This is a genomic window from Phenylobacterium sp. (assembly GCF_035569475.1).
Lineage (GTDB): Bacteria > Pseudomonadota > Alphaproteobacteria > Caulobacterales > Caulobacteraceae > Phenylobacterium.
In genome coordinates this window covers 18,155-32,345 of record NZ_DATMNA010000036.1, presented here as the reverse complement: position 1 = coordinate 32,345, position 14,191 = coordinate 18,155, and the positions used below count along the sequence as shown (strand labels likewise).

Genomic DNA, 14,191 nt, shown 5'->3' with positions numbered 1-14,191 from the left:
CTGATGTGTCCTGACCGCAGCGCCGCGCCTTTCGCGCGGGGAGACGGACCGCATTTGGGGGCAGGTTTGCAGCAGCCGATTGTGAAGCAGGGCCGGGGCGGGCGTCCAAAGGTGACGGTGATGATCATCACCTACAACCACGCCAAGTACCTCGCCCAGGCGATCGAAAGCGTCCTGGCCCAGAAGACGGATTTCACCTTCGCCATCCACGTGATCGACGACTGCTCCACCGACGGCGCCCAGGACATCGTCCGCGACTACGCCGCGCGCTATCCCGGTGTGGTCAAGCCCTTCATCAACAAGAAGAATATCGGCAACAAGGTCACCCAAAAGAATTTCTATCGAGGCTTCTGCACGCTCGACGGCGACTACATCGCCTTCCTTGAAGGCGACGACTACTGGGCCTCGCCCGACCGGCTGCAGGCCCACGTCGCGTTCCTCGACGCCAACCCCGACTTCGTCGCCTGCGCCAACAACACGATCAAGGTCTACGAGGACGGCTCGAAGGAGCCGCACCTCTTCATGGAGCCCTATTTGAAGGACGCCCATGAGATCGGCGAGCTGATCATGCTGTCGTCGTTCTTCCACGCCTCGTCGCTCACGTTCCGGAACGTGTTCCGAGGCAAGGTGCCGCGTTACCTGCGAAGCCCGCTGTCCTGCGACATCTTCATCACCATCGCCCACGCCCAGCACGGCAAGATCCGCTTCTTCCCGGAGCCCTGGTCGGTCTATCGCGCCCATGCCGGCGGGCTGTTCTCGAACATGAGCGAGACCAAGGGCTGGATGTGGAACATCGACAGTCTGAGGGCGTGCAATCGCTGGCTCCGCTACCGCTACGTCCCTCAGTTCACCAAGTCGATCTACCACTACTGCGACCGGCTGCTGCTGAACGGGCGCGAGGAGGATGGCTTCACGCCTGAAAAGCGCCGCTACTACGAGGGGGTCCGCCGGCGCTACCGGATCTGGGAGAAGGCCTACCGCTGGATGGACGTCTGGCTTGCCAAGTGGATTCCGGGCCGGCGCGCCAGGACCTCGGGCGCCACGCTCAATCTCGGCGCCGGCCTCCGCGGCTGGGTGCCCTACGTCAACGTCGACATCCGCCGCGACGTCGACGCCGACATGGTCGTCGACCTGGAGCACACGCCCTGGCCGTGGCCGGACAACTACGCCAAGGAAGTGAAATTCGAGCGGTCCCTCGAACACATGGGCGGCGACCTCAAGACCTTCCAGGGGATGATGCGCGAGCTCTATCGGGTCTGCCAGCCGGGGGCGAAGATCAAGATCGTCGCCAAGCATCCGCAGCACAACGCCTTCCTGTACGACCCCACCTGCGTGCGCGTGGTCAGCCCGATCCTGCTGGGCCTGTTCGACGGGCTGGCGCCGTCGCCCGCCGACCCGCAGCCGCTGGCCCGTCGCAACAAGGTCGACTTCGAGATCATCGAGCGGACGGTGATCCTGGACGAGCCCTACAAGAGCCAGTTCCAGTCCGGCATGCTGTCGCCGGAAAGCGCCGGCCGCCTGGCCGAGACGACCCTCAACGTCTGCAGCGAGTTCCAGATCGAGCTGCTCGTGCACAAGCCCGCCCGCGGCGCGCCGGCCGTCCCGGGCCGAACCCCCGCCCCCATCTAGGCGGCGGACACCCGGATCAGCTTGATCGACGGATACCAGGCGCAATCCTCCCGGTCCTGGCCCCACTGCCAGTCGGTGTTCCACTCCGGAATCAAGACCGTCGTGGGCTTGCCAAGGGACGCCGCCAGATGCGCCAAGGCGCCGGGCGGGCAGACGACGTGCTCCAATTCCGCAAGCTTGCCTGCGATCGCGGGGGCGTCGAGCCCCGCGCAGACCTCATCCAGCCGGACAGCGCCCGGCCCCGAAAGGGCCTCGGCGCGTGCGGTGATGGCGATCCTGTCGCGTTCCGGCAGACCCTCCAGCCCCTCGAGCGATACGCCAACGCCAACGCCGCCTTCCGGCCCCGCGACGAGCGCCGGGGGCGGCACGGCGTCGGGTCCGGTCCCGAACGCACGCGGCAGCGAGCCGATCATCACCCAGGCGTCCTGATCCGGCGCGTCGAGATCCGCCGCGAGTGGGATGACCCGGTCGACCAGCGGCTCCAGCAGGGCCGAGAGCGCCGGCGGACAGGCGAGGGTCACCGAGATCCCGCGGTCGCGAAGCAGCGGCAGATAGCGCGAGTGCTGGATCACGTCGCCCAAATCGCCGTCGGGCCAGACCAGCAGCGTCCTGACCGGTTCACCCCGCCATTCCGGGAAGGGCAGACCTCGCACCGCGTCACGCGAGCCGTTGAGGTCGGCGCGCGCCTCGTAGCTGTCCCAGGCCTCGATGTACCGTCCCTGCCGAAGCAGCGTCGTCGCCAGCCTATACCGCCACTTGGCGTCGCTCGGGGCGACGCTCAGCGCGGCCCGCATGATCCGCTCGGCGTCGTCCGGGCGGTGCGTTTCCTCGTAGAGCCGGAGGAGGTCATTGCGCGCCGTCATGGCGTCTTGGCCGCCCGGATCGGCCGTGATGATCTCGTCGTATTTCGACTCGGCGCCTGCGAGGTCGCCTTGTCTGCGCAGGGCGTAGGCGGCGTCGAGCGCGCGGGGCGACGGGACGGCGAACAGCACGGTCTCGTTCCCATAGAGCGTGTGGTGCTCAAGGTAGAACTTGTAGCCGAGGTCCAGGCTGTCGATGTAGCGCGGGATCTCGGTAAAATCCTCGGGCCGGTGGTATAGGCTGATGGCAAGCTTCGGTCGGCGCCTGCGGATCGACCCCTCCGCGCCCTTCAGCGCTTCGAGCTCGGCGCCTTCGATGTCCATCTTGATGAAGTTGACGCGGTCGAAACCCAGCTTCTCCAGCGTCTCGTCGATCGTGATGGTCTCGGTCTGACCGTCCGGCCGGAACTGGCCGCCCGGATCGGCGGCGACGCGACTCCCCGGACCCCAGTCGACGAAGTGCAGCACGTGGCCGGAGCGGCTCCAGATGGGGCGCCGGACCAGGAACACATGCGAAGCCAGGTGTGGGTTGAGCGCGAGGTTGCGCTCGAACACCGCGATGTTGCTCGGAATGAATTCGTAGGAAACGCAGGCGCCGGAGGGGCCGACCTCATGGGCGAAGTACATGCTGGTCTCGCCCCAGCAGCCCCCCGCATCGATCACCACATCGCCGGCCTCGGCCTTACAGTGCACGTCGCCGTTGTGATATTCGTACTGCATCTGCCGGATCGCGTAGGCGAGGCCGGTGCTCGTCGCATGGACGCGCATATCGTAGCCGAGCGGCTTGGTGTCGAAGACCGACAATGCGAGGTCCATGAATTTGATCTTCACGGGCGGCGCGTCCGTGACGAACTGGTTCATCGACTCGATGGTCGGCAGGTAGTCCGGCGTGTTCCGGGGAAGCTTGACCTTCCGATGGCCCAGCACCTTGAACGCGACCAGCTTCAGCAGCAGAGCGCGGGACCGCTTATCGGCCAGGCGATCGTAAAGATACTGACCGCGCGCGATCTCCTCGGCCGCGTGCTTCGAGAAATAGCGGCCGGGCGAGAGGCTGTATTGCAGCGCCCGGCCGAGCGCCCCGAGCGCCTCTTCCAGCAGGCGCCTGGCCTCGCGCGCCCGTTCCCGGGAGACGGTGAGAGCCTGCCGCACCACGCCCGGCGGTGGCGGCGGCTCGGGACCCAGCTCGTGGTCGTAGTTGCCGTCGACGTCGGCGAACCTTGCGCGACTGAGCTCGGACAGGATCGCGGATCGGTAGCGCGTCATCGGACGAGATGTGTCTCAGGATTCGCGCAGCGCCGGGAGCCCCGCCCTCTCCGCTTCTCTCCCCGAGGAGGTTTGGCGGCCGGCATCCGGCTGCCTTAGCCACCATAGCCCCGGGCATTCAGCGCAGGTGGGCCAGCCGCCCCGGCCTGGCCTTCACCGTCAGGCCGTCAGGCCGTCAGGCTGAGCGCGATGAAATCCAGGAAAGCGCGCACCTTGGCCGGCAACTGGCGGCGCGACGCATAGTAGGCGTGGAGCGGGAAGCGCTCCTCCGCCCAATCGTCCAGCACGGTGACCAGCCGGCCACTGGTCAGCCAGGGTTCGAGCCCCAGTTCAAAACTCTGGAACAGACCCAGTCCCGCCTCGCAGGCGGCCAGCGCCGCGGAAGGATCGTCCAGCACGAGGCGGCCGGCGACAGGGACTTCGATCGTCTTGCCGCCGCGATGGAACTCCCAGGCGAACGCCCGTCCGGACTGCGGATCGCGGAACAGGATCGCGTCGTGCTTGGCGAGGTCGGCGGGCGCGCGGAGAGCCGGCCGGCCGGCCAGGTAGGCCGGCGTGGCGACCGTCAGGACCCGCGTCTCCAGGAGCTTGCGGGCGATCAGGCTTGAGGTCGGCGGCGGCCCGAAGCGCAGGGCGAGATCGGCGCCGCCGGCGAGCATCTCCTCGAAGGCGTTGGTCACACGAAGCTCCAGCGAAAGCTCCGGATAGCGCGCCAGCAGCGCCGGCAGTCGCGGCGCGAGCACAATGCGCGCGAACCACGGGTCGACGCTCAATTTCAGCCGGCCGCGGACCTGGGTGGAGTCGGCGGCGGCGGTCTCGGCGGCCTCGGTAATCGAGGCGAGGAGCGGCGCCACCTCGGCATGGAAGCGCGCTCCGGCCTCGGTCAGCGCCACCATCCGGGGATGCCGGTCGAACAGCCGAGCCCCGACCTGCGCCTCAAGCCGCGCGATGGCCCGGCTGACCCCCGATGGCGTCAACCCGACGGCTTCCGCCGCCCGGGTGAAGCCGCCGCTTTCCACGACGGCGGCCATCACCCCGACGCCTGAGAGCAAGCGCGCGTCGAACGTCATGGATGAGTTTTCGGCAACATCAGCATGACAAAGATGCGTTGGATTCCAGGTCGGGTAAAGCGGATCGTGCGGCATCCAAATCTTGAGGAGTTTCGCCATGACCTTGAACAAGCAACGCATCGTCGTGCTCGGCGGTACGTCCGGCATCGGCTTCGCGGTCGCCAAGGCCGCCTCTGAACGGGGAGCCGAAGTCGTGGTCGGCTCGAGCTCCCCGACGCGGGTGACGGCGGCGGTCGCCACCCTGGGCGCGGGCGCCGAAGGCCGCGCGGTCGACCTCTCGGACGAGACCGCCACGCGTGGGTTTTTCGAGGCGGTGGGCGAGTTCGATCATCTCGTCTACACGGCCGGGGAGCCCCTGCAGCTCCTGGGGCTGGAGGCCGATCTCGCCCAAGTCCGCCGATTCTTCGAGCTCCGGTACTGGGGCGCGCTCGCCGCCGCCAAGTACGGGCGCAAGGCGATCCGGGACGGCGGCTCCATGGTGTTCACCTCCGGCACGGCGGGCGCCCGCCCGTTGGGCCCCGGCTGGGCGGCGGCGTCGAGCATCTGCGGCGCGATGGAGGGGCTCACCCGGGCGCTCGCCGTGGACCTGAAGCCCCTGCGGGTGAACTGCGTCTCGCCGGGCGTCGTGAAGACCGACCTCTGGGCCGGCATGGGCGAGGCCGAACGCGACGCCTTCTACGCCTCCGAGGCCGCACGCCTGCCCGTCGGCCACGCCGGCGAGGTGGAGGAGATCGCGCAAGGCTACCTCTACCTCATCCGCCAGACCTACGTGACGGGCCAGGTGCTCTACGTCGACGGCGGCGGCCTCCTCGCCTAGGTCGGTGACATAATCACCCATGTCGAAGACGTCATGACCCGGCTTGTCCGAGCCATGACGAAAGGCTCCAGGGGCCGGGAGCAATTCCCAAATGGCTTGGAGCGAAGCTGTTCCTTCGGGCAATCTTCAGGGGGATCGCAGGGAATGCTCGCCGCCAAATCCCGGCGCAACTGTTCGATTCGACGGGGCGCCCAATAGCGTCCTGGCGATCGGATCATCGGCATCGATCTGCGCCAGGGCCACGCGCGAACCAACTCGCGAGAAGAGCGGAGTCGCCCCCCGCCTTGACTCCCCACCCCCAATCCCGCATCCCTCCGCCAACTCTCGCGGGAGAGATCGGGACCCGGCTGACCACCGCGGGGCGCCCCGGAGCCGAAGGCGCAACCGCCCCGGAAACGCTCAGGCAAACGGACCGCGACGAGCTGATGCACGCTGGAAAGATCCTCCGAAGCTCGTGAGAGCGCAGGCGGACGCCGAAGGAGCAGGGGACGCGCCGAATTAGGGCGGTCCGAAATCTCTCAGGCCCAAGGACAGCGGGGGCGCGGGATGCCAGGGGACCGTCCCCCGGCGGCTCGCCCCATCGTCAGCCGGAGTCCCCACCTGTGGCCCAGTCGCCCGCCGAAGCCCCCCTCCAGACCACCCCGCTGCACGCGGCGCACCTGGCGCTGGGCGCGCGCATGGTGCCCTTCGCGGGCTACGACATGCCCGTGCAGTACACCGAGGGCGTGCTCAAGGAGCACCTCTGGACCCGCGAGCACGCCGGCATCTTCGACGTCTCCCACATGGGCCAGGCGCGGCTGCGCGGCGTGAACCCCCGGGCCGCCTTCGAGGAGGTGGTCCCCGGTGACTTTATCAACCTGAAGCCCGGCCGGCAGAAGTATTCGGTGCTGCTCAACCGCGCGGGCGGCATCGTCGACGACCTGATGGCCGCGCGGCCGGTCAATTCCGAGGGGACCGGCGACGACGGCCTCTTCGTGGTGGTCAACGGCGCCTGCAAGGACAACGACTTCAAGGTCATTGAGGCCGAGCTCGCCGGCCAGGTGGCCATCGAGCGGCTGGAGACCCGCGCCCTGATCGCGCTGCAGGGCCCGGAAGCCGCGGCCGTCTTCCAGCACTATGCGCCGGAGGCCGGCACGCTCGGCTTCATGGACGTGCGCCTGATGACCGCCTTCGGGGTCGACCTGATCGTCTCGCGTTCCGGCTACACCGGCGAGGACGGCTACGAGATCTCGGTCCCCGACGTCGCCGCCGACGACGTCTGGAACATCCTGCTCTCCGACCGGCGGGTGAAGCCGATCGGCCTGGGCGCGCGCGATTCGCTGCGGCTGGAGGCGGGCCTGCCGCTCTACGGCCACGACCTGGACGAGACCGTCAGCCCGGTCGAGGCGGACCTGACCTTCGCCATCAACAAGAACCGCCGCGAGCAGCGCGACTTCCCCGGTGCGGCGCGGATCGTCAAGGAACTGGCCGAAGGCCCTGCGCGCCGCCGCGTGGCGCTGAAGGTCCTCGAAGGCGCCCCGGCCCGCGAAGGCGCCGAGATCGCCGACGCGAGCGGCGCGGTGATCGGGGTGGTCACCTCCGGCGGCTTCTCCCCCGTCCTGAAATGCGGCATCGCGCTGGGCTTCGTTCGCGGCGTGAACCCCGAGATCGGCGCCCAGCTCAAGGTCATCGTCCGCGGCAAGCCACAGGCCGCCGAAGTCGTGAAGGCGCCGTTCGTCCCCCACCGCTACGTCCGCAAACTCCCAGCCTAGAGAGAACCCCATGCGCTTCACCAAGGATCACGAGTGGGTCGAGGTCGACGGCGATGTCGCCACCGTCGGCATCACCGCCTACGCCGCCGAACAGTTGGGCGACGTGGTGTTCGTCGAGACCCCCGACGTCGGCAAGACCGTCAAGGCCGGCGACGGCTTCGCGGTGGTCGAGAGCGTCAAGGCCGCCTCGGACGTCTACGCCCCGATCTCGGGCCAGGTGGTCGAGGCCAACGCCGCGCTCGGCGATGCGCCGGAGACCGTCAACGCCGCCCCGGAAGCCGCCGGCTGGTTCGCCAAGGTCAAGGTCGCCAACCCCGCCGAAGTCGACGCCCTGATGGATCGCCCGGCCTACGAAGCCTACCTGCAGACGCTTTGATTTGAACCAGCGCCCCCTCCACCACTTCGTGGTCCCCCTCCCCCGCTCGCAGGAGAGGTATCGGACGCTCAGAACCTCCCCCGTTCACGGGGGAGGGGGACCCGAAGGACGGAGGGGGCGCTGAGACCTCAACACGCCCGAAGACTCCACTGGAACTGACCGAATGAGATACCTGCCCCTGACCCCCGAGGATCGCGCCCAGATGCTGGGCGTGATCGGGGCCGCCGATGTCGAGGCGCTGTTCGCCGACGTGCCGGCGGCCGCCCGCAAGGCGGCCCTGTTCGACCTGCCGACGCGGGCGAGCGAGATGGAGGTCGAGCGCGAACTCGCCGGCCTGGCCGCCCGCAACCGCCCGGCGGGCGAGGGCCCGTTCTTCTGCGGCGCCGGCGCCTATCGCCACCATGTGCCGGCCAGCGTCGACCACATCATCCAGCGCTCGGAGTTCCTGACCAGCTACACGCCCTACCAGCCGGAGATCGCGCAAGGGACCCTGCAGGTCCTGTTCGAGTTCCAGACCCAGGTCGCCGCCCTGACCGGGCTCGAGGTCGCCAACGCCTCGATGTACGACGGCTCCACGGCCTGCGCCGAGGCGGTGATGATGGCCCAGCGGGTGACGCGCCGCGAGAAGGCCATCCTCTCCGGCGGCCTGCATCCGCACTACGCCGCCGTCACCCAGACCATCGCGCACGCCGAGGGGATGGAGATCGTCCGGCAGGCCGCGGCGATCGACGCCGAGGCCGCGGTGATCGACGCGATCGACGCCGAGACCGCCTGCGTCGTGGTCCAGACTCCCAACGTCTTCGGCGTCGTCACCGACGTCACCCGGATCGCGGACGCCGCCCATGCCGCCGGCGCGCTGCTGATCGTGGTGACCACAGAGGCCGTCAGCTTCGGCCTCCTGAAATCGCCGGGCGAGATGGGCGCCGACATCGCCGTGGCCGAAGGCCAGTCGATCGGCAATTCGCTGAACTTCGGCGGCCCCTACGTCGGCCTGTTCGCCTGCCGCGAGAAGCTGGTTCGCCAGATGCCCGGCCGCCTCTGCGGCGAGACCGTCGACGCCGACGGCCGGCGCGGCTACGTGCTCACGCTCTCGACCCGCGAGCAGCACATCCGCCGCGAGAAGGCGACCTCCAACATCTGCACCAACTCCGGCCTCTGCGCGCTGGCCTTCACCATCCACCTGTCGCTGCTGGGCGAGGTGGGCCTGCGCCAGATGGCGGCGATCAACCACAGCCGCGCGCGCGAATTGGCCGCCGCCCTGAAGGGGACGGTGGAGATCCTTACCCCCCGGTTCTTCAACGAGATCGCCGTGCGCGTGCCCGACGCGGCCCATGTGGTCGAGGATCTGCTGGCCGACGGCGTGGTCGCCGGCGTGCCCTATTCGCGGCTCGCGCCCGGGGCCGGCATGGACGACGTCCTGCTGCTGGCCGCCACCGAGACCACGACATCGGAAGATATCGCGGCCCTGTCTGCCGCTCTGAAGTGGAGGCTCGGCCAATGAGCATGTCCAGCGTGGGCCGCCCCACCCGACCCAACGCCGCCGGCGGTCCTGAGGGCCATGCGTCGCTCACCGGCGGCCGCGGTCTCCTCCAGGACGAGCCGCTGCTGTTCGAGCTCGGCGGCTGGGACAAGACCGGCGTCGACTTCGATGCGGCCGACCACGACGCCTCGGACCTCGGCGACCTGGTACGCGCGGCGCCGATCGGTCTGGCCGGCCTCTCCGAGCCGGAGACGATGCGCCACTACGTGCGCCTCTCCCAGAAGAACCACGCCATCGACCTGGCGCTCTATCCGCTGGGTTCGTGCACCATGAAGCACAACCCGCGCCTCAACGAGAAGATGGCCCGCCTTGCCGGCTTCGCCGACCTGCACCCCCTGCAGCCGGTCTCGACGACCCAGGGCGCGCTGGAGCTGATCGACCGCCTGGCCCACTGGCTGAAGACGCTGACCGCCATGCCCGCCGTCGCCATGACGCCCAAGGCCGGCGCCAACGGCGAGCTCTGCGGCCTGCTCTGCATCCGCGCCGCCCACGAGGCCGCCGGCCAGGGCCACCGCCGCACGGTCCTGGTGCCCACCTCGGCCCACGGCACCAACCCTGCCACCGCCGCCTTCGTGGGCTATTCGGTGACCGAGATCGCCCAGACCGCCGACGGCCGCGTCGACCTCGCCGACCTCGCCGCCAAGCTCGGCCCCGACGTCGCCGCCATCATGGTGACGAACCCGAACACCTGCGGCCTGTTCGAGCGAGATGTGATGGAAATCAGCCGCTTGACCCACGAGGCGGGGGCCTATTTCTACTGCGACGGCGCGAACTTCAACGCCATCGTGGGCCGCGTAGCGCCCGGCGACCTCGGCGTCGACGCCATGCACATCAACCTGCACAAGACCTTCTCCACACCCCACGGCGGCGGCGGTCCCGGCGCAGGCCCGGTGGTGCTGTCGAAGGCCCTCGCCCGCTTCGCCCCGGCGCCCTGGATCGTCCACGGCGAGGCCGGCCTGGAGCTCGTCGAGGAAGCCAAGGGCGAGGCCGCCAGCGCCTTCGGCCGCATGTGCGCCTTCCACGGGCAGATGGGCATGTACGTCCGCGCCTACGCCTACATGCGCAGCCACGGCGCCGACGGCCTGCGCCAGGTCGCCGAGGATGCGGTCCTGAACGCCAACTACATCAAGGCCCGCCTGTCCGCCGAGATGACGCCCGCCTTCCCCGACGGCCCCTGCATGCACGAGGCGCTGTTCGACGACGCCTGGCTGGAAAGCACGGGCGTCACCACCCTCGACTTCGCCAAGGCGATGATCGACGAGGGCTTCCATCCGATGACCATGTACTTCCCGCTGGTGGTGCACGGCGCCATGCTGATCGAGCCTACGGAGACCGAGTCCAAGCGCGAGCTCGACCGCTTCTGCGACGCCCTGCTGGCGCTCGCCGGGGCGGCCAAGGCCGGCGACGCCGAGCGGTTCACCGGCGCGCCCTATCTCGCCCCGCTGCGCCGGCTCGACGAGACCCTGGCGGCGCGCAAGCCGAAGCTGACCTGGCGGCCGGAGCAGGAGGCGCCGCTGGCGGCGGAATAGGCCTTTCCGTAGACGGAGGGAGATTTCGCGTCTGGCGCGAGGATCTCGTGGCCGGCTTGCATCGCAGGTGTGGCGCCGGCGCCATCCGTGGCCGAATAGGCGAAATGAGCGAAATTTAACCCGGCCGGCGCCTTTACGACTCTAGAGAGCGTTCGCATATCAAGCTTGCGCAGCGGCGGTTCGACCTCCCCTTGGGCCGTGCGCGCGTTCCCAGGTCTGATTCCAGTGACTTTCGCCATGCCCTCCCTGCGCGTCTACCGCGCCTCTGACGAGTTCGCCCGCGAGTTAGCCTCGCGCGTGGCGCGTTGGCTGCTGCTTGGGCTGGGGGGGATCATCATGATCGCGGGCCTGATCCTGGCGCCGCTGCCGGGGCACATCGGCCTGCCGCTGCTGGTGATCGGGCTGATGATCGTCCTGCGCAACTCGTTCCGGGCCAAGCGCCAGTTCCTGCGGATGCAGCACGCCCACCCGAAGATGGTGTTCCCGATCCGCCGGCTGATGCGCCGCGACCCGGAGATCATCCCGGTGTTCTGGCAGCAGTACCTGCGGCTGGAACGGCTGGTGCTGCCTAAGCGCATCCGCTTCGCCGCCCGCTGCCGCCGCTACCTCGGCCGCCGGCTCAGGCCACGGACGGCCTAGTCACCAAACGTGCCATCCCAGCGCTTGTCCGGGACCATACTCGCGAAACTCTCAGGATAGCTGCGGACCCGTCGACGCCTATGGGTGCCGGTCTTTCGCTTCCGCGAAACCCGGGACGACAGTTGTGGGCGCTACTGCAGCTTGCCGGCGAGCTGGCCGATGGCGCTGTCGATGAGCGGATCGGACTTGGCGCCGGCGATGCGGGCGGCGAGCACGGTCTCGGCCATCTCGGCGGCCAGTTCGCCGGCCGCGGCCTTCACCTCGGCGGCGGCCTGGGCCTCGGCGGTGGCGATGCGGCGCTCGGCCAATTGGCCGCGGCGCTCGATCTGCTCGGCGAGCCGTTCCTGCGCCTCGGCCTGCAGCCGCTGGGCCTGCTCCTGGGCGTTGGCCATGATTTCGGCGGCCAGTTTCTCGGAATGCTCGCGGTCGGACTGGATGCGGGCCAGCAGAGCCTGGGCTTCTTCGCGCAGGCGGTTGGCCTCGTCGAGCTGGGCGCGGACCTTGTCGCCCGCGTCGCCCAGCGCCTTCCAGGCGAACTTGTGCACCCCGGCGAAGACCAGGATCACCACGAAGACCACGAAGGCCACGCCGACCCAGAAGTGGGCGGAGGTCAGGAGTTCCATCGGCGTCTACGATCCCTTGGCCGCGGAGAGCTCCGCGGCCGATGCGGCCTTGCCGGTGAGCCTGGCCACGATGGCGCCGGCCGCATCGGCGGCGATGCCGGCGACGTTGCCCATGGCCGCGTCGCGCGACTTGGCGATCCGGGCCTCGGCCACGGCGCCCTTCTCGGCGAGCTTGGCCTCTTCCTCGGCGAGCTTGGCGGCGACCTCGGCCTGGGCCTTGGCGCGCGCCTCGGCGGCGAGGCGCTGGGCCGCGGCGCGGGCCTGGGCGGTCTCGGCGGCGGCGGCGGCGGCTTGCGCCTCGGCCTCTTCCTTCAGCCGCCGGGCGTCAGCGATGTCGCCGCTGATCTTGCCCTCGCGCGCGTCGATCGTGCCGCCGACCCGCGGCGACACGAACAGGCGGACGAACAGCAGCACGAACAGGAAGACGACCAGGAACCAGACGATCTGGCCCGGCCACCACTGGAAGTCGAACTGCGGCAGGCCGGCGGACGCATGTTCCGCCGGGGCCGTGCTTTCTTGGGTCTCGGTCGCCATCGGCGATCAGCCTCTTGGGACGGTTCGGGCTTAGGAGCCGAACAGGATGATCAGCGACACCACGAAGGCGAACAGGCCCATGGTTTCGGTCAGGGCCATGCCGAGGAACAGCATGGTCTGCTGGCTGGCGGCGCCGGCCGGGTTGCGGATGGCGGCTTGCAGGTAGGAGCCGAACAGCACGCCCAGGCCGACCCCGGCGCCGATCATGCCCATGGCGGCGAGACCCGCGCCAATCAGCTTGTAGGTATGGAAGTCAGCGACGGCGTTCATGTCAGGTGGTTCCTCTCGAAGATTTCGGGTTGGGTTAGTGGCCGTGACCGAAGTTCACGACCTCGTTGAGGTACACGGTGGCCAGCGCCGCGAAGACGAAGGCCTGCAGGACCGCGACCACCAGCTCCAGGCCGGTGAGCGCCACGATCATGGAGAAGGAGAGCGCGCTGGGGATGAAGGCGAGCGTCGCCACCCCGCCCGACAGCGCCAGGATGCCCAGCGCCACCACGAAGGAGCCGAACAGGCTCATCACCACGTGGCCGCCCAGCATGTTGCCGAACAGACGCATGGCCAGCGTCACCGGCCGCACGAAGTAGGACAGCATCTCGATCGGGACCATGAAGACCAGCATGACCTTGGGCATGCCCGAGGGCGCGAACAGGGTCAGGAACTTCGGCCCGTGCTTCACGAAGCCCAGGATGAAGACGCTGAAGAAGGTCAGCACCGCGAGCGTCGCGGTGATCGCCAACTGGGCGGTCACCGCGAAGGTCAGCTCCATGCCGCCGATGTTGAAGATCGCCAGCACCACGCTCATCAGGTTCAGCACCAGGATGACCAGGAAGAGCGAGAAGATGTAGGGCACGTAGGGCTTGCCCTCGTGGCCGATGATCGGCCCGACCAGCACCCGGTCGATGATGTTGTAGAGGCTTTCGGCCAGGGCCTGGCCGCGGTTCGGCACGATCTCGCGCCGCGCGGTGAGCGCGAAGAACAGCACCAGGACGATCGCCCCGGCGATCATGCTGGCCACGGAATTGGTGATCGACAGGTCGAGGGCCATGCCGCCGATGTGCACGACAGGCAGGTCCACGATCTTGTGGACCATGAACTGTTCCATCGGCTGGATGGCCGGTTGGTTCGCCATAAGGGCCTTAGTCCTCGTCTTCGTCGTCGGCCGCGACGGGAACCGTCCCGTGCGCGTCCACTGCCATCCTGTTCGCCCTCCCCACGGCCGTGACCGCGGTGAAGATCGAGAACCCCGTGCCAATCAGCAGACCGCCGACTATGCCCCAGGGCGCTGTCACTTTGGCGTAGTGGTCCAGCAGCCAGCCAAGGCCGACGCCACCGAGCACCCCGCCAACCACTTCCCCTACGAAGCGGTACCCCTGCGCCATGGCCGCGTGAGTCTCGGGACTCACCTTGCGGGCCTGCGCGGCCTCCGCCGCTCCCAAGCGCTGATCGAGGCTGGCTAGGGCCTCATCTGGCGGCTCATGGGGGTGTGGCATACGTCGGAAGGCCTAATGACCGCGACGTCGCCGCCACGGCGGGGGCTTTTAGGTCGCGCGGAACCTA

Annotated in this window: 14 protein-coding genes and 1 riboswitch; of the genes, 7 read left to right on the top strand and 7 right to left on the bottom strand. The window is 68.9% G+C overall.

Going from position 1 to position 14,191, the window contains the following annotated elements; genetic code table 11:
• The first annotated feature begins 66 nt into the window (after positions 1 to 66).
• Entirely contained in the window at positions 67 to 1,629 is a 1,563-nt protein-coding gene (locus VNW53_RS05215; RefSeq protein ID WP_325554042.1) for a glycosyltransferase family 2 protein, read from the top strand.
• On the opposite strand, the gene VNW53_RS05210 is transcribed toward VNW53_RS05215, so the two are convergent.
• Both VNW53_RS05210 and VNW53_RS05205 read right to left on the bottom strand, forming a co-directional pair.
• The gene (locus tag VNW53_RS05210) at positions 1,626 to 3,752 is read right to left on the bottom strand and encodes an FkbM family methyltransferase (protein WP_325554040.1); all 2,127 of its coding nucleotides are present in this window, start codon (positions 3,750 to 3,752) and stop codon (positions 1,626 to 1,628) included. The two genes, VNW53_RS05215 and VNW53_RS05210, sit on opposite strands and share 4 nt — an antisense overlap.
• Positions 3,753 to 3,919: 167 nt before the next feature.
• Complete coding sequence (locus VNW53_RS05205; RefSeq protein ID WP_325554038.1) at positions 3,920 to 4,933, bottom strand: LysR family transcriptional regulator; 1,014 nt, start codon at positions 4,931 to 4,933, stop codon at positions 3,920 to 3,922.
• On the opposite strand from VNW53_RS05205, the gene VNW53_RS05200 reads away from it, so the two are divergent.
• The 6 genes from VNW53_RS05200 to VNW53_RS05175 all read left to right on the top strand — a co-directional run bounded on the left by VNW53_RS05200 (position 4,920) and on the right by VNW53_RS05175 (position 11,474).
• Positions 4,920 to 5,639, top strand: coding sequence for an SDR family oxidoreductase (locus VNW53_RS05200; protein ID WP_325554037.1), 720 nt, complete (start codon positions 4,920 to 4,922; stop codon positions 5,637 to 5,639). The genes VNW53_RS05205 and VNW53_RS05200 overlap by 14 nt on opposite strands.
• 422 nt (positions 5,640 to 6,061) lie before the next feature.
• Positions 6,062 to 6,183, top strand: a riboswitch (glycine riboswitch).
• 58 nt (positions 6,184 to 6,241) lie between these two features.
• The gene (gene gcvT / locus VNW53_RS05195) at positions 6,242 to 7,390 is read left to right on the top strand and encodes a glycine cleavage system aminomethyltransferase GcvT (RefSeq protein WP_325554035.1); all 1,149 of its coding nucleotides are present in this window, start codon (positions 6,242 to 6,244) and stop codon (positions 7,388 to 7,390) included.
• Positions 7,391 to 7,400: 10 nt separating this feature from the next.
• The gene (gene gcvH, locus VNW53_RS05190; protein WP_325554034.1) at positions 7,401 to 7,766 is read left to right on the top strand and encodes a glycine cleavage system protein GcvH; all 366 of its coding nucleotides are present in this window, start codon (positions 7,401 to 7,403) and stop codon (positions 7,764 to 7,766) included.
• Positions 7,767 to 7,929: 163 nt separating this feature from the next.
• Complete coding sequence (gcvPA, locus tag VNW53_RS05185) at positions 7,930 to 9,267, top strand: aminomethyl-transferring glycine dehydrogenase subunit GcvPA (RefSeq protein WP_325554033.1); 1,338 nt, start codon at positions 7,930 to 7,932, stop codon at positions 9,265 to 9,267.
• Positions 9,264 to 10,835, top strand: a complete 1,572-nt coding sequence (gcvPB, locus tag VNW53_RS05180) for an aminomethyl-transferring glycine dehydrogenase subunit GcvPB (RefSeq protein ID WP_325554032.1) — start codon at positions 9,264 to 9,266, stop codon at positions 10,833 to 10,835. The genes gcvPA and gcvPB overlap by 4 nt, the downstream gene beginning before the upstream one ends.
• Before the next feature lie 237 nt (positions 10,836 to 11,072).
• Positions 11,073 to 11,474, top strand: a complete 402-nt coding sequence (locus VNW53_RS05175; protein WP_325554031.1) for a hypothetical protein — start codon at positions 11,073 to 11,075, stop codon at positions 11,472 to 11,474.
• 131 nt (positions 11,475 to 11,605) lie between these two features.
• Here VNW53_RS05175 and VNW53_RS05170 read toward each other — a convergent pair whose 3' ends face one another.
• The 5 genes from VNW53_RS05170 to VNW53_RS05150 are packed head-to-tail and all read right to left on the bottom strand — an operon-like array spanning position 11,606 to position 14,013.
• A complete protein-coding gene (locus VNW53_RS05170) occupies positions 11,606 to 12,097 on the bottom strand; it encodes an ATP F0F1 synthase subunit B (RefSeq protein ID WP_325554029.1) in 492 nt (163 codons plus the stop codon).
• Positions 12,098 to 12,103: 6 nt separating this feature from the next.
• Complete coding sequence (locus VNW53_RS05165; protein ID WP_325554028.1) at positions 12,104 to 12,631, bottom strand: hypothetical protein; 528 nt, start codon at positions 12,629 to 12,631, stop codon at positions 12,104 to 12,106.
• A gap of 30 nt (positions 12,632 to 12,661) precedes the next feature.
• Entirely contained in the window at positions 12,662 to 12,901 is a 240-nt protein-coding gene (locus VNW53_RS05160; protein ID WP_325554026.1) for a F0F1 ATP synthase subunit C, read from the bottom strand.
• Positions 12,902 to 12,935: 34 nt separating this feature from the next.
• A complete protein-coding gene (locus tag VNW53_RS05155; protein ID WP_325554025.1) occupies positions 12,936 to 13,763 on the bottom strand; it encodes a F0F1 ATP synthase subunit A in 828 nt (275 codons plus the stop codon).
• A gap of 7 nt (positions 13,764 to 13,770) precedes the next feature.
• Positions 13,771 to 14,013 (bottom strand): hypothetical protein, encoded by a 243-nt coding sequence (locus tag VNW53_RS05150; protein ID WP_325554024.1) that lies wholly within the window; start codon positions 14,011 to 14,013, stop codon positions 13,771 to 13,773.
• Between the last annotated feature and the right edge of the window lie 178 nt (positions 14,014 to 14,191).